The sequence below is a fragment of the Leeuwenhoekiella sp. W20_SRS_FM14 genome, from assembly GCF_052119605.1.
Taxonomy (GTDB): domain Bacteria; phylum Bacteroidota; class Bacteroidia; order Flavobacteriales; family Flavobacteriaceae; genus Leeuwenhoekiella.
In genome coordinates, this window is the sequence record NZ_JBGQOK010000008.1 from 153,190 (window position 1) to 169,205 (window position 16,016).

At 37.5% G+C, this 16,016-nt stretch carries 14 protein-coding genes; 7 read left to right on the plus strand and 7 right to left on the minus strand.

The genetic code is table 11. The features are described 5' to 3' along the window. The first annotated feature begins 4 nt into the window (after positions 1–4). Together ACEN25_RS14350 and ACEN25_RS14355 are read left to right on the plus strand one after the other, a co-directional pair. Complete coding sequence (locus ACEN25_RS14350) at positions 5–3,145, plus strand: efflux RND transporter permease subunit (protein WP_441803507.1); 3,141 nt, start codon at positions 5–7, stop codon at positions 3,143–3,145. A 2-nt stretch (positions 3,146–3,147) separates the two neighbouring features. After that, positions 3,148–4,548, plus strand: a complete 1,401-nt coding sequence (locus tag ACEN25_RS14355) for an efflux transporter outer membrane subunit (RefSeq protein ID WP_441803508.1) — start codon at positions 3,148–3,150, stop codon at positions 4,546–4,548. A 104-nt stretch (positions 4,549–4,652) separates the two neighbouring features. On the opposite strand, the gene ACEN25_RS14360 is transcribed toward ACEN25_RS14355, so the two are convergent. Then, complete coding sequence (locus tag ACEN25_RS14360; RefSeq protein WP_441803509.1) at positions 4,653–5,120, minus strand: CYTH domain-containing protein; 468 nt, start codon at positions 5,118–5,120, stop codon at positions 4,653–4,655. 1 nt (position 5,121) lies between these two features. After that, positions 5,122–5,778, minus strand: a complete 657-nt coding sequence (locus ACEN25_RS14365) for an NAD-dependent epimerase/dehydratase family protein (protein ID WP_441803510.1) — start codon at positions 5,776–5,778, stop codon at positions 5,122–5,124. Positions 5,779–5,918: 140 nt separating this feature from the next. On the opposite strand from ACEN25_RS14365, the gene dinB reads away from it, so the two are divergent. Next, complete coding sequence (gene dinB / locus ACEN25_RS14370; protein WP_441803511.1) at positions 5,919–7,022, plus strand: DNA polymerase IV; 1,104 nt, start codon at positions 5,919–5,921, stop codon at positions 7,020–7,022. Positions 7,023–7,083: 61 nt separating this feature from the next. On the opposite strand, the gene pyk is transcribed toward dinB, so the two are convergent. The 5 genes from pyk to ACEN25_RS14395 all read right to left on the minus strand — a co-directional run bounded on the left by pyk (position 7,084) and on the right by ACEN25_RS14395 (position 11,364). Then, complete coding sequence (gene pyk / locus ACEN25_RS14375) at positions 7,084–8,520, minus strand: pyruvate kinase (RefSeq protein ID WP_441803512.1); 1,437 nt, start codon at positions 8,518–8,520, stop codon at positions 7,084–7,086. Then, positions 8,520–9,008 carry an IPExxxVDY family protein gene (locus tag ACEN25_RS14380; protein ID WP_028377011.1) on the minus strand — a complete coding sequence of 163 codons (489 nt, stop codon included), beginning with the start codon at positions 9,006–9,008 and terminating at the stop codon, positions 8,520–8,522. The genes pyk and ACEN25_RS14380 overlap by 1 nt, the downstream gene beginning before the upstream one ends. Positions 9,009–9,104: 96 nt before the next feature. Continuing rightward, positions 9,105–9,851, minus strand: a complete 747-nt coding sequence (gene rnc, locus ACEN25_RS14385) for a ribonuclease III (protein ID WP_441803513.1) — start codon at positions 9,849–9,851, stop codon at positions 9,105–9,107. 6 nt (positions 9,852–9,857) lie between these two features. Continuing rightward, the gene (fabF, locus tag ACEN25_RS14390) at positions 9,858–11,111 is read right to left on the minus strand and encodes a beta-ketoacyl-ACP synthase II (protein WP_028377013.1); all 1,254 of its coding nucleotides are present in this window, start codon (positions 11,109–11,111) and stop codon (positions 9,858–9,860) included. Positions 11,112–11,130: 19 nt separating this feature from the next. After that, complete coding sequence (locus ACEN25_RS14395) at positions 11,131–11,364, minus strand: acyl carrier protein (protein WP_009778413.1); 234 nt, start codon at positions 11,362–11,364, stop codon at positions 11,131–11,133. 176 nt (positions 11,365–11,540) lie between these two features. On the opposite strand from ACEN25_RS14395, the gene purN reads away from it, so the two are divergent. From purN to ACEN25_RS14415, 4 genes are all read left to right on the plus strand, one after another. Then, positions 11,541–12,110, plus strand: a complete 570-nt coding sequence (gene purN / locus ACEN25_RS14400; protein WP_441803514.1) for a phosphoribosylglycinamide formyltransferase — start codon at positions 11,541–11,543, stop codon at positions 12,108–12,110. Between the two features lie 56 nt (positions 12,111–12,166). Continuing rightward, positions 12,167–12,802 carry a ribonuclease H1 domain-containing protein gene (locus ACEN25_RS14405; RefSeq protein ID WP_441803515.1) on the plus strand — a complete coding sequence of 212 codons (636 nt, stop codon included), beginning with the start codon at positions 12,167–12,169 and terminating at the stop codon, positions 12,800–12,802. Between the two features lie 72 nt (positions 12,803–12,874). Further along, positions 12,875–13,798, plus strand: coding sequence for a PfkB family carbohydrate kinase (locus ACEN25_RS14410; RefSeq protein ID WP_441803516.1), 924 nt, complete (start codon positions 12,875–12,877; stop codon positions 13,796–13,798). Positions 13,799–13,848: 50 nt separating this feature from the next. Continuing rightward, the gene (locus tag ACEN25_RS14415; RefSeq protein WP_441803517.1) at positions 13,849–15,747 is read left to right on the plus strand and encodes an amidophosphoribosyltransferase; all 1,899 of its coding nucleotides are present in this window, start codon (positions 13,849–13,851) and stop codon (positions 15,745–15,747) included. The last annotated feature ends 269 nt before the right edge of the window (positions 15,748–16,016 follow it).

Consider the following 16,016-nt stretch of genomic DNA (forward strand, 5'->3'; position numbering starts at 1 on the left):
AATTATGTTACAAAAATTTATAGAACGTCCCGTTCTTTCTACGGTAATATCAATTATTATCGTAATTCTAGGGGTTTTAGGCCTTTCATCTCTTCCCATTACCCAGTATCCCGATATTGCTCCACCTACAATCCAGGTGAGTGCTACCTATCCCGGAGCTAATGCAGAGACTATTCTAGAAAGTGTAATAATCCCTATTGAAGAGCAAATAAATGGTGTTGAGGGAATGACCTATATAACCTCAACGGCTACTAATAACGGTACAGCTGCAATTACTGTTTTCTTTGATCAGGATGTTGATCCTGATATAGCTGCAGTAAACGTACAAAACCGGGTGTCTCAGGCTAACTCTTTATTACCACAGGCTGTTATTCAAACGGGAGTTACTACACAAAAGCAACAGACCAGTGCCTTAATGTTCTTGTCTTTTTACAGTGAAAACAAAGATTATGATGACATTTATCTTCAAAACTATCTGAAAATAAACGTCATTCCAGAAATACAACGTGTTAATGGGGTAGGTAACGTTCAGGTTTTTGGATCTAAAGATTATGCTATGCGTATCTGGCTTAATCCTCAGAAACTAGCTGTATATGACCTAATGCCTTCAGATGTAAGCGCTGCTCTTAAAGAGCAAAGTTTAGAAGCTGCTGCAGGTTCTTTAGGAGAAAATGATGGTGAATCTTTTTCTTATGTAATCAAATATAGCGGAAGGTTTAAAACAGAAACGCAATACAGTGACATTGTTATAAAGGCTTTAGGAAACGGTGAGTTTTTACGCCTAAAAGATATCGCTGAAATTGAATTGGGCGCGCAATCGTATACCGGCGGTGCGGTTACAAATGGCAACCCTGCGGTTAACCTGGGTATTTTTCAGACTAAAGGCTCTAATGCTCAAGAAATTATTGAGCAAATTCAAACAGAATTAGAGACCATTAAAGGTGATTTCCCTGAGGGTATTAAAGTAATTGTACCTTATAACACTAATACATTCTTAACAGCTTCCATAGAAAAAGTAATACACACACTCATTGAAGCTTTTGTTCTGGTATTTATTGTTGTATTTATCTTCTTACAGGATTTTAGGTCTACCCTAATTCCTGCGATTGCGGTACCGGTTTCTATTATTGGAACATTTTTCTTCCTGAGTTTGTTTGGGTATTCTATCAACTTATTAACCCTGTTTGCATTAGTTCTAGCGATAGGTATTGTGGTAGATGATGCCATTGTAGTTGTTGAAGCCGTGCATGCCAAACTTGATGCAGGTGAAAATGACCCCAAGAAGGCGACTTCAGAAGCGATGCACGAGATCTCAGGTGCAATCATCTCAATTACACTGGTAATGGCTGCGGTATTTATACCGGTTACCTTTGTACAGGGACCTACGGGTGTATTTTACGAGCAATTTGGTATAACTCTTATTGTTGCCATTGTGATTTCTGCAATTAACGCATTAACGCTGAGTCCTGCATTGTGTGCCTTATTACTAAAGGGTCATGACGACCAACAGGGTGGTAAAAAGAAAAATTTTGCACAGCGCTTTTTTGACGCATTTAACCGTGGCTTTAATGCAACCATAAAACGTTACGGTCGTTCGGTTCACTTTTTATACCGAAATAAATGGGTTACTATTTTAATCTTTGCGCTTGCAATTGGAGGTATCTTCTGGTCTTCATCAGTTGTAAAAACAGGATTTGTACCCGATGAAGATCGTGCCTTCTTATTTGTAAATACTGAATTACCTGCAGGTTCTTCTATAGACCGTACGCACGAAGTAAATGAGAAACTTTACAATATGATTAACGGTATGGAAGGCGTAGAAAGTATGTCTTTTATTGAAGGTAGAAGTATTATTAACGGTGCGGGTAGCAACTACGGTCTTGGCTTTATCAAATTGGCAGACTGGTCAGAACGAGATAGTGACGAACTTACAATCGAAGCAATAACCGGAAAACTTTTTGGCATTGCCGCACAAATTCCGGAAGCACAGGTGATTTTCTTTGCACCACCATCTATTCCCGGTTTTGGTAACTCCGCTGGTGCCGAAGTAAACTTACTAGACCGCTCGGGAGGTAGTTTTGAAGAACTCGACGCAACCAATCAGGAATTTATAGGCAAGCTTAATCAGCGCCCCGAAATTCAATATGCACAGTCTTCATTTAACACAAAATATCCTCAATACGAGTTAGAAATTAATGTGCCCGTCGCTAAAGAACTTGGTGTTCCGGTTAGCAGCATATTCTCAACGCTTCAAGGTTATATAGGAGGTATTTTTGCTTCAGATTTCTCACGTTTTGGTAAACAATACCGAGTATATATACAATCCCTGCCAGAAGACCGAGCAGATCTAGATGACCTAGATGGCCTTTATGTAAGAACAGATAGTGGTGAGATGACTCCTATTACACAGTTCATAAATTTAAAACGCGTTTATGGTCCACAGTCTGTAACTCGATTCAACCTGTTTAATTCGACTAAAATTACTGCAGCATCTAACCCCGGTTTTAGTTCTGGAGATGTGATTGCAGCTGTAGAAGAGGTTTCTAAAACGCTTCCGTCTAATTATACAACAGCATATTCTGGTCTTACACGAGAAGAAGTAAATGCTGGTAACCAAACGACGACAATATTTATTCTGTCTCTGGTTTTCGTATACTTCTTACTTGCGGCTCAATACGAAAGTTATATTATTCCGCTCGCGGTAATTCTTTCGCTACCCTTTGGAGTATTTGGGGCTTACATTACCACACAGTTTACAGGACTGCAGAACAACATATACTTTCAGATTGCACTAATAATGCTTCTGGGTCTTCTCGCCAAGAACGCAATTCTTATCGTGGAGTTTGCTATACAAAGGCGTAAAGCCGGTGAAAGTATTGTAGATGCTGCAGTACACGGCGCAGAATCTCGTTTACGACCCATTTTGATGACCTCATTTGCCTTTATTATGGGACTTCTTCCACTGGTATTTGCTTCTGGAGTAGGTGCCGAAGGTAACCGCTCTATAGGTACAGGTGCAGTAGGTGGTCTGTTGATAGGTACAGTTATAGGTGTATTTATAATACCCGTATTATACATTCTCTTTCAATGGTTACAAGAAAAAATTTCAGGAGCTCCAACCCCTAAAACTGAAGAAACTCACTAATTATGAAAAAACAAATTGTATATAGATTTTTCCTTTTAGGAGCTGTACCATTTCTACTTGCGTCTTGCTTTGCTGCTAAAGATTATGAGCGACCCGAAGAGTTAGTGAATGATCTAAATTATCGTACAGATACTGTTGCGGCAGACAGCTCTAATGTTTCTATGATTGCGTGGCGGGATCTGTTTACAGACCCTTTGCTTCAACAACATATACAGGAAGGCTTGGAGCAGAATATAGATATTCGGGTGGCTTTACAGCAAATACTAGCCGCTCAGGCATATTTTAAACAGGGGAAGCAAGGTTATTTTCCTACTTTGAGCGTAACTCCTCAATACACACATCAAGAACTGTCTTCAAACAGTCAGTTTGGAAATCAATTTTCTAAACTTGACGTGTATCAACTTGCCGGAAATTTATCATGGGAAGCAGATATATGGGGAAAAATACGCAGTAACGAACGCGCTTTTGCAGCTTCTTATTTACAAACTATTGAAGCGCACCGCGCGGTTAAAACACAGCTGATTGCTAATATCGCTTCTGCTTATTTTCAGCTTTTATCACTTGATGAGCAGTTACGTGTTACTGAAGAAACAATTGAAACCCGTAGTAGTAGTTTAGAAACTACCCGAGCGCTTAAAGAGGCAGGTAATGTTACCGAAGTAGGTGTAAAACAAACTGAGGCGCAATTATACACCGCACAAGCACTACGCCTTGACATTTTAAATCAGATACGTTTACAGGAGAATAGTTTATCTATACTTTTAGGTAAACAACCAGGACCTATATCTCGCAGCAAACTTAGTGAGCAGTCAATAACCACTCCGCTTAAAACAGGAGTGCCTGCAGAGCTTTTAAGCAATCGCCCAGATGTACGAGCTTCAGAATTTGACTTGATGAATGCCTTTGAGCTGACTAACATAGCCCGAAGTAGTTTTTATCCTTCGTTGACGTTAACGGCTTCTGGTGGTTTTCAAAGTCTTGATTTTGAAAAATTATTTGACACAAGCTCTTTATTTGCAACAATAGTAGGTGGTTTAACTCAGCCTATATTTAATGGTCGAAAAATACGTACGCAATATGAAGTATCACAAGCACAGCAGGAACAGGCGAAGCTTAATTTTAGAAAAACCCTTTTAACGGCTACACGCGAAGTTTCTGATGCCCTTTACTCCTATGAGATTGCCACAGAAAAACTAGAAGTTAAGAAGAACGAATTTGAGGCTTATGATCTTGCTACAAGCTATTCTGAAGAACTTTTAGACAATGGTCTGGTAAATTATCTTGAAGTATTAACTGCAAGACAGAATGCCCTAAATTCTAGTCTTGATGTTGTGAATACACGATTTAATCAACTACAAGCGATAGTAAATTTATATGAAGCTTTAGGCGGTGGATTAGAATAACAAAAATTGGAGTGTCTTTTACCCCTAAGTAAATTATATATCCAAAAAAACCGGTAACGCTATTAAAGGTTACCGGTTTTTTATTTGATTAGAATTTAAAATCTCTACCATTTAGTAAATGGGTTCTTACTAAGTTGTGAATTATAATACCGCACATCACCTGTTACCTCATCGCCTAGCCAATCTGGCTTTATAAATGCTTCATTAGCATCCTTTAATTCTATTTCTGCCAACCAGAGTCCTTGATTATCATCATAAAACTCATCTACCTCATAGGTATGCTCTCCTGCCTTAACCTCATATCTGGTTTTAGATATTGCTCCAGGCTCACATAACTTTAAAAGCGCATTTGCTTCGGTTAGGTCTATTTCTTTTTCCCACTCAAATCGCGTGGTACCACTTTCATCAGACTTTCCTTTAATGGTAAGATACCCTTTGTCATTGTGAATGCGAATGCGTACCGCACGAGAAGGATTACTGTTTAAATAACCCTGTTTTATTTCGCTTTGCGAAAAAGCCTCGTTCTTAAAAGCATCACTTTTTACTAAAAATTTACGTTCGATCTCCAGCATCCTAATTCGCTATTTTTTTTATTTCGTCAGATTCAATTCGATTTTCACTGTAGGTATTAAATGCTAGATACTGCATAGTTCGCACAATTGCTTCTGGCTTTATACTTTGATATTTTTTTAAAGGACCCACTAAAAATAAGTTGAACAGTTTAAAAGCGCCAATAGCTAATTTCTCAACAGTGCGTTGTTCTTCACGATTGCCGGCCAGTAATGAAGGCTGAAGAAAATACGTTTCTTTTACATTCTGTTTTAAAACATCACGCTCCATCTCTCCTTTCGTTTTATTGTAAAACACACTGCTTTTAGGATCTGCACCTAAAGCCGAAATTACAATGAGTTTAGGAATGTTGTTTATGCTGCATAGTTTTGCGGCAGCAAGAGGTATCCCGTAATCTATTTTTTTGTACTCTTCTTTATCACTGGTTTTAGCCTGCGTTGTTCCTATACAGCAAAAAACCACATCTGCTTTAAAAGAGTCTGCATGGTTTTGCAACTCAAAAAGATCAACAACGTGCTCTTCTAGTTTAGGATGCGCAATACCCGATTTTCTTCGGTGAAAACTAATTAATTTATCATATCTGGCATCAGCTAAAATCGATTTTGCTAATGCCTCTCCTACTAAACCGGTGATTCCTAAAAGTAATGCTGTCTTTCCCATTATTGCTTATTTTCAACTTAATACATTAAAACAAACTGTAATAAATGTGTTTTGAAAACTACTAAAAGCAAATTAAAATACTGCCAAATAAAACCTAAGCTATCTATAAATACGACTTAGTAGGTAACTTTACGACTGCTATGGAAGAGTCTGCTAAAAAAAGAAAAATTATTCACGTTGATATGGATGCGTTTTACGCTTCTGTAGAGCAGCTAGACAATCCTGAGCTTCGCGGTAAACCTGTGGCCGTAGGCGGCGGCTCAGAGCGCGGCGTGGTTAGTGCGGCTAGTTACGAAGCTCGTAAATTTGGTGTGCGTAGTGCAATGGCCGGTAGCCTTGCCCGCAGACTGTGCCCAGAACTTATTTTTGTAAAAACTCGTTTTGAACGGTATCGGGAAATTAGCGCACAAATACGCGAAGTGTTTTTTGAATATACAGACCTGGTAGAACCACTATCACTCGATGAAGCCTACCTCGATGTGACCGAAAATAAAAAAGGCAATCCCAGTGCAAGTCTAATTGCTAAAGAAATACGAGCAAAGATTAAAGAGAAAACCGGTCTCAATGCTTCAGCAGGTATCTCTATCAATAAATTTATAGCTAAGGTAGCCAGCGATATCAACAAACCAAATGGTCAAAAAACAATAGGACCCGAAGAGGTTATTCCGTTTTTAGAAAAGCTTGATATTCGTAAATTTTATGGTGTAGGTAAGGTTACGGCTGAGAAGATGTATCAATTAGGCATTTTTACAGGGAATGATTTAAAATTAAAATCGCTCGAGTATCTTCAGGAGAAATTTGGCAAAAGTGGCACGTTTTACTACAATGTGGTACGCGGAATTCACAACAGCCAGGTTAAGCCAGACCGCATACGCAAATCATTAGGCGCCGAGCGTACTTTTAGTGAGAATATATCTTCAGAAATTTTTATGATTGAACGTCTTGAAAATATTGCAGATGAAATAGAACGCCGACTTAAAAAATCTGATGTAGCAGGTAAAACAGTTACTTTAAAAATAAAATACAGCGATTTTACCTTAAAAACACGCAGTAAGACCCTTCCCTATTTTATACGTTCTAAAGAAGTAATTTTAGAAACTGCCAGAGAACTACTCTTTCAGGAAAAGATGGAAAACAGCGTGCGCTTACTGGGTATTACACTTGCTAATTTGAATACCGAAGATCGGGATCAAAAAAGTGTAGAACAAAAAGTAATCGCGGTACAGCTTAAATTTGACTTTTAGAATTAAAAAAAGCCTTTCAATTAAAACTGAAAGGCTTTTAATTTTATGTAATAACTTCTTATTAGGTACCTTGAATTTCTCTTACACGTAATGTGTTAACCATACCTTTTTCACTAATAGGCATCGCTGCAAGGCTAATTACCATATCACCTACTTCTAAATACCCCTGATCTCTTGCTATACGGTTAATATCTCTTACGGTCTCATCTGTAGAAACAAATTTATCGTAGAAAAATGCCTTAACTCCCCAAAGTAAGTTTAATTGAGTTAAGATAATTCGGTTAGAAGTAAATACAAGGATATGAGATTTTGGTCTCCAGGCAGATATTTGAAAAGCAGTATAACCACTATTTGTAAGAGTAGTAATCGCTTTTGCATCAATTTCGTTAGCCATTAAAGCTGCGTGATAACAAATCGCTTTAGTAATGTATCTGTTAGTACGTATATGCGGTGGCGTATGTGGTACTTTGATAAGATCAGAATCTTCTACCTTGCGCAAAATAGATGACATTCGCTCAATAACCTGTACCGGGTATTTACCTACTGAAGTTTCGCCACTTAACATTACAGCATCTGCCCCATCCATAACCGAGTTTGCAACATCGTTAACTTCTGCGCGTGTTGGAGTAAGACTTTCAATCATCGTTTCCATCATCTGGGTAGCGATAATAACCGGGATACGTGCTTTTTTAGCAGCAAGCACAAGTTCTTTTTGAATTAGCGGAACTTCTTCTGCAGGAATCTCAACACCCAAATCTCCACGAGCAACCATTAGACCATCACTATAAGCAACAATCTTATCTATATTTTTAACAGCTTCTGGCTTCTCAATTTTAGATATAATCGGAATTTTATGGTCAGAATGTTCTTTAATTAAATCCTGAAGTTGAATTAAATCGCCTTCGTGACGCACAAATGAAAGCGCTAACCAGTCTACTTTTTGACCTATTGCAAAAATGGCATCCTCAATATCTTTTTCGGTTAAAGCCGGAAGCGAAATATTTGTATTAGGTAGGTTTACACCTTTACGAGATTTTAATGGTCCTCCCTGTATTACAACAGTTTCTACTTCGCTCTCGTTATCTGTTTTAAGAACTTCAAAAATTAACTTTCCGTCGTCAAGAAGAATACGCTCGCCTTTATTTACATCTCTTGGGAAGTGTTGATAGTTCATATAAACACGCTCCTTGCTGCCTTCAAACTCTTCTTTAGTAGAGAACGTTATGATATCACCCGGGCTAACCTCTATCCCTTCTTTCATAATACCTACACGAAGTTTTGGTCCTTGTAAATCTGCAAGTATTGCCGTGTTGTAACCAAACTCATCGCTCAAGCTACGTATCATTTGAATACGCTCTTTAACAGCATCATAATCTGCATGGGAGAAGTTAATTCTAAATACATCTACACCCGCTTTAATCATTTCGTGTAGTACTTCTTTCTTACTGGTTGCGGGTCCTAGGGTTGCAACAATTTTAGTTTTCTTCTTATTTGACATTATTCAAAAATTAAATTTTGTTTAGATTTTAAGGAACTTACGTTAACATCGTAAGCCGTTATTATTTGGGATATTTGATTTAATTGATTTACCAGATTCTGTATACTAACTTTACCTGAATCGCTTTCAATTTTCAGCAAATAATCTGCATTTTTAACTTCAGGAACTAAATTAAAGGTTTTGAAATGTTCTCCTGCAGATTCTGCAAAGAGATCATTATTTAAAACCCGAGATACATCTTTAAACTTATGTTTATTACTTATTAATGTATAATAGACGTAGTTTTTTACATCATCATATTGCAATGTAGGAAAACTATATGTATCGTTCTTTGTATAATAATTTATATCCTTTGCGCTTTTAAGGCGCAAACCCGCATATTTATTGAGCATAAATGCAATGCGGTAATCTTCTAAAGAGCAATGTATTGCGATTAACGCAAAATCATATTCAAACGTATCGTCCAATAAAAGTTTTAAAGCTGCCATAGACTTATTTGAGCTTTTAAATATAGTTAAAGTCTAATAGATAAGCATGTGTTTAACCTTAACTAAATGTAAAATGAGAATCAATGCTAAATTGATTTAGCTAAAACGATGCAAATCTATTTTATTCTGAAAAACATAGTAGGCTCGTTTTGCAGCTTTTTCTTCAGCTTTCTTTTTTGAAGTAGATCTTGCTTTTGCAACTTGCTTACCGTCAATAGATAACTTAACAGAAAAGTGTCGTATAACATCAAGCCCTGAATCTTCATACGTATCAAATTCAAAGTTGCGCTTCTCTTTTTGACACCACTCAATTAAGAGACTTTTGTAGCTAATTACCCTGCCCTCCAGTTTCTCTATATCAACATATGGGTCAATAACACGCTTTCCTATAAATTTACAACAATATTTATACCCGCGATCCTGATAAATAGCACCTACAAGCGACTCAAATAAATTACCGTGTATATTTGTTCCGAAATTTTCTTTAGGGATTGCAGCTCTCATGAGATTTAATAAATTGAGATCTCTGCCTAATTCATTTAAATGCTCTCGACTTACAACTTTAGATCGCATTTTAGTAAGATAACCTTCATCTCCTTTACCTACTTCATCAAAGAGATGCGCTGCTATAACACTCCCTAGCATAGCATCGCCTAAAAATTCTAAGCGCTCATAGTTAAAGGCGTGGCCTTTACTGTTTTGTAATCCCATAGACCTATGTGTAAATGCTTCTTCATAGTGTCTAATGTTTCTGGGTTTGAACCCAATTATTGCCTTAATCGTGGCAAAAAAATTCCCGTCCTTTTCAGGACGGGAAGTAAATATGTTGCGAATCGCACTCATATATAATTATTCGCTAAACTTTTTGAATATGACACAAGCATTGTGACCTCCAAAACCAAAAGTGTTGCTCATAGCAACATTTACCTCACGTTTTTGAGCCTTGTTCAAAGTTAGGTTTAATGAAGAATCAATATTTTCATCAACAGTCGTATGGTTTATAGTAGGTGGTACAAGACTGTGCTGCATTGCTAGTATTGAAGCAATTGCTTCAATCGCACCGGCAGCGCCAAGTAAATGACCTGTCATTGACTTTGTTGAATTGATATTGATATCTTTAGCGTGCTCTCCAAAAACTTTAGTAATTGCTTTAAGTTCTGCTACGTCTCCTAAGGGTGTTGAAGTCCCGTGAGTATTAATAGCGTCTACTTCTTCAGGTCGTATGTTAGCATCGCGTAAGCAATTAAGCATTACACGTTCTACTCCTATACCTTCAGGATGAGGAGCTGTCATATGATACGCATCACTAGACATACCGCCTCCGGCAATTTCTGCATAGATTTTAGCGCCTCTTGCTTTAGCGTGCTCGTATTCTTCAAGAATTAAAGCTCCTGCACCTTCTCCTAAGACAAAACCATCCCGGGTTGAGTCAAAAGGACGTGAAGCGGTTTCCGGACTTTCGTTTCTGGTTGACAAAGCATGCATAGCATTAAACCCGCCCATACCTGCTTTTGTTACTGCTGCCTCACTACCTCCTGTAACAATGATATCACAATGTCCTAAACGAATGTAGTTTAGAGCATCTATCATTGCATTAGCAGATGATGCGCAAGCCGAAACTGTCGTATAATTAGGTCCCATAAAACCATGTTTGATAGAGATATTGCCCGGGGCGATATCTGCAATCATCTTTGGTATAAAGAATGGGTTAAATCTTGGAGTACCATCACCCTGGGCAAAGTTTGTAACTTCATCCTGAAAGGTTTCCAGTCCACCAATACCAGCTCCCCAAATAACACCAACTCTAAATTTATCAACCTCATCAAGATTTATTCCTGCATCCTTGATAGCCTGATCTGAAGATACTAATGCATATTGTGCAAAGCGATCTAGTTTACGGGCTTCTTTTCTGTCAAAGAAATCTTCGGCATTAAAATTTTTGAGCTCACAAGCGAATTTGGTTTTAAACTTCTCTGCGTCAAAATACGTAATTGGGGCACAGCCACTCTTACCTGTACTCAATCCTTCCCAATATTCTTCAATATTGTTCCCGATTGGCGTAAGCGCACCAAGACCTGTTACAACGACTCGCTTTAACTCCATAAGGTAATTTGCTTTCTTCTTATTTTGCTTCTTCTATATAGGAAATAGCTTGACCTACAGTAGCTATATTTTCTGCCTGGTCGTCTGGAATCTGAATATCAAATTCTTTTTCAAACTCCATAATAAGCTCAACTGTATCTAACGAGTCTGCTCCTAGGTCGTTTGTGAAGCTAGCTTCTGCAACAACCTCGTTTTCATCAACGCCTAATTTATCTACGATGATGGCTTTTACTCTTGATGCAATGTCTGACATAATATTTAATTTTAAATTTTAATTAGGAGGCAAAAATAGCAAACTTTACGGTTTTACCACATTCCCTCTCTAAAATGTGTCGTTAAAATAAACATTTCCTTTTTAACTTTAGATAAAAAACCTTCAATTAAAGGATTATTATACCTTGTTTTGTATCTCGTAAACACCAGTAATGTATGAAACGAATCGTAATTTTTGCATCAGGCAGTGGCACAAACGCACAGCGCATCGTAGAATATTTTAAAGATCAAAATGAAGTAGAGGTAGCGCTCATTTTAAGCAATAAAGCGACTGCAAAAGTTCTAGATCGCGCGGCAAATCTTAATATTAGTGCCTTTAGTTTTAATAAAACGGCGTTTTATGAGAATGACCACGTTCTTAATCTTGTGAAGTCTGCTAAACCAGATTTAATTGTACTAGCTGGTTTTTTATGGTTATTTCCCACATCGATTATACAATCTTATAAAGGAAAAATAATCAATATACACCCTGCACTACTACCTGCTTACGGGGGTAAAGGAATGTATGGTGCACACGTACACAAAGCTGTGGTGGAGGCAAAAGAAGTCGAATCTGGTATTACTATACATTATGTAACCGAAAATTATGATGAGGGTGCAATAATTTTTCAGGCTAAGACAAAACTTGATACAGAAGAAACGGCAGATAGTCTTGCTGCTAAAATTCACAAATTAGAATACGAGCATTTTCCCAGAGTTATTGCAGAACTTTTAGAAAAGCAGTAAACAATTAAAATATTATTGAGATTTCTGCCTGTGTGGAAATGAAAAGTAATTTTTCAATGGCTAAAAAAGAAAAGTTCTACGTTGTTTGGCAAGGTAAAAAACCAGGAATCTACACGAAGTGGAAAGATTGCAAAGCTATGATAGATGGTTTTGCAGGTGCGCAGTTTAAATCTTTTGAGTCATTTACTGAAGCGAAAGCGGCTTATAACAAAGATTTTAAAGATGTAAAAGGAAGGTCTAAAACAAAAAAAACACTTTCCGAAGCAGAAAAACAAAAATACGGTGAGCCTAATCTATATTCTATTGCTGTTGATGCAGCCAGTTCTGGCAATCCCGGCATTATGGAATATCGGGGCGTTGATACACAGACCCAAAAGCAACTCTTTCATCAAGGCCCGTTTAAACAAGGCACTAATAACATAGGTGAGTTTCTAGCTCTTGTTCACGGCCTCGCTTTTCTAAAGAAAAATAACAGTGATCGCATCATTTACTCAGACTCCAAAATTGCCATAGGCTGGGTACAAAAGAAAAAATGCAATACAAAACTTACTGAGAGCCCGCGCAACAAAGATGTTTATGATCTGGTTAGACGTGCCGAAAATTGGTTAAAAACAAATACATATACTACTGTAATTGTTAAATGGGAAACAAAAGCCTGGGGAGAAATTCCTGCAGATTTTGGCAGAAAGTAAGTTTAATTTTACTCTAACGACCATTGTTTAAAATTGCACTGGCAAAACTGTATATTTGCAAAAATTATTTGAATGCAGAAAATGGTAATTGTAGGCACATGTGCCTTTGATGAAATAGAGTCTCCCTTTGGAAAAACAGGAAAAATTTTAGGTGGCGCAGGTACTTATATAGGTCTTGCAGCATCTAATTTTGAGATAGACCAGGCTATAGTATCTATTGTTGGGTCAGATTTCCCTCAGGAATATATAGACATCTTAAAAAATAAAGGTATTAACCTGGAAGGTCTTGAAGTTGTTAAAGACGGAAAGACATTTTTCTGGAAAGGTCTATACCATAACGACCTTAATTCGCGAGATACCTTAGTTACAGAATTAAATACATTAGCAGATTTTAACCCTATAGTGCCGGAAGCTTATAAAGATTCAGAGATTGTAGTTCTGGGCAATTTGCATCCTTTAGTTCAACTTTCTGTATTAGAGCAGATGAATACTAAGCCTAAACTTGCTATTCTGGACACTATGAATTTCTGGATGGATAGTGCATTAGAAGATTTGAAAAAGGTAATCGCTCGCGTTGATGTCATAACTATAAATGATGAAGAGGCACGACAGCTAAGTGGAGAATATTCACTTGTAGTTGCCGCCCAAAAAATATCAGAAATGGGACCTCGCTTTGTAGTAATTAAAAAAGGAGAGCACGGCGCTTTATTATTTGAAGGTAGTAATATCTTCTTTGCACCCGCATTGCCTTTAGAAGAAGTTTTTGATCCTACCGGAGCAGGTGACACATTTGCAGGAGGCTTTGCAGGATATCTAGCAAGTTCTGGAGATCTTTCTTTTGAAAATATGAAACGGGCCATTATACACGGCTCAAATTTAGCCTCGTTTTGTGTAGAAAAATTTGGCACCGAGCGAATGCAGGATTTAAAACCAGACGAAATAAACCAGCGTTTACTAAAATTTAAAGCGTTAACGCAATTTAATATAGACCTATAAAACAACCGCGCCCTCTTCTAACGAAGGGGGCGCAAACATTTGACTAAGCTATGAGTGATGCAATTAAGCATGAATGTGGAATTTCGGTAATACGCTTACTAAAACCTTTAGAGTATTACAAGGAGAAGTATGGCAGTGCATTTTATGGTGTAAATAAGATGTATTTAATGATGGAAAAGCAGCACAACCGCGGTCAGGATGGCGCAGGGTTTGCCAGCATTAAATTAGACGTAGCGCCGGGAGAGCGTTATATAAGCAGACAACGATCTATAGCACAACAACCTATTCAAGATATATTTGCTCAGATAAACTCAAGAATTAATGAGACTCTTCTAGAGCACCCCGAGTATGCAGATGATGTTGCCTTGCAAAAAAAGTATGTACCATACATAGGTGAATTATTGCTTGGGCACGTACGGTATGGTACCTTCGGAAAAAACAGTGTTGAAAATGTACATCCGTTTTTAAGACAAAACAACTGGATGCATCGTAATCTTATCGTTGCAGGTAACTTTAATATGACCAATGTTTTTCAGCTTTTTAATAAGCTTGTAGAACTGGGTCAGCATCCTAAAGAAAAAGCAGACACTATTACCGTAATGGAAAAAATAGGTCACTTTCTTGATGATGCGGTTGCTAAAATTTATAAGAAGTTAAAAAAAGAGGGGTTTTCAAAATTTGAAGCTTCTCCACAAATTGCAGAGCGTTTAAATATCGCAAAAATATTAAAGAAAGCTTCAAGAGATTGGGATGGTGGTTACGCTATGGCCGGTCTGTTAGGTCACGGTGATGCCTTTGTATTGCGTGATCCTTCTGGGATTAGACCTGCTTATTACTATCAAGATGATGAAGTGGTTGTCGTTGCAAGTGAGCGACCTGTGATACAAACTGTTTTTAATGCAAAATTTGAAGATGTTCAGGAATTAGATCCTGGCCATGCGATCATAATTAAAAAGAGTGGAACAACTTCTATAGAAAAAGTTCAGGAACCTCGTGAGCGCAAAGCCTGTTCTTTTGAGCGTATTTATTTCTCAAGAGGTAGTGATGCCGAAATTTATCAAGAGCGCAAAGAACTGGGCCGTTTATTAATGCCCGAAGTTTTAAAACATATCAATCACGATACCCAGAATACTGTTTTTAGCTATATCCCCAATACTGCTGAAACTTCATTTTACGGTATGGTTGAAGCAGCACAAGAAGAGCTTGACACGCAAAAGACAGCAGAGATTCTTGAAAATCGCGAAACTCTTGACAAGGAAGGGTTAAATAAGATCTTAGCAAAAAAACTACGAACAGAGAAAATTGCTATTAAAGATGTTAAACTACGTACCTTCATAACGGAAGATAGCAGTAGAGATGATCTTGTTGCACATGTTTACGATGTAACATATGGAGTAGTGAAGCCCACAGATAATCTGGTTATTATAGATGACAGTATTGTACGGGGAACTACTCTTAAAAAGAGTATTATCAAAATGTTATCTCGCTTAAACCCTAAGAAAATCGTTGTGGTATCGTCTGCACCTCAAATACGATATCCAGATTGCTATGGAATCGATATGGCAAAGTTGCAAGATTTTATAGCTTTTAGAGCCGCTATTGCGTTACTTGAAGAAACAAAACAAGAACACATAATAAATGAGGTTTATAAAAAATCATTATCTCAAACTGGTTTTGAAGATAAAGATGTGATCAATTATGTAAAAGAAATTTATGCTCCTTTTACAGATGAGCAAATTTCTGATAAGATTGCACAACTACTTGTAGATGAAACAATACAGACAGAGGTAAGCGTTATTTATCAAAAAGTATCTAACCTACATCTAGCTTGCCCTAAGAATTTAGGAGATTGGTACTTTACAGGAGATTACCCAACTGCAGGAGGAAATCGCGTTGTAAACCGTGCTTTTATCAATTATGTTGAGGGAAGTTTAAAAAGAGCGTATTAAAACGGTACTTAAACTGATAATTTCGCAGTTTATCTAAAAGTTTGTTTACTGTAAATTATACATGGTATTTTAGTTTCTACCAGAGCATAAGTAGGTTAAGTTCATGGTAGATTTGGGGCAAAAAAGGTGGATTTATCCACCTTTTTTATTTGACCCAAATTGGGGTGGCGAGCTTCCTAAAGTTTTTCCTTAAATACCAATTGTCCGGTAAAACCCTGTAGCTTTAAAAGTCGATAACTCACAGCGAGCCGTACTCACCTTTCAGATTA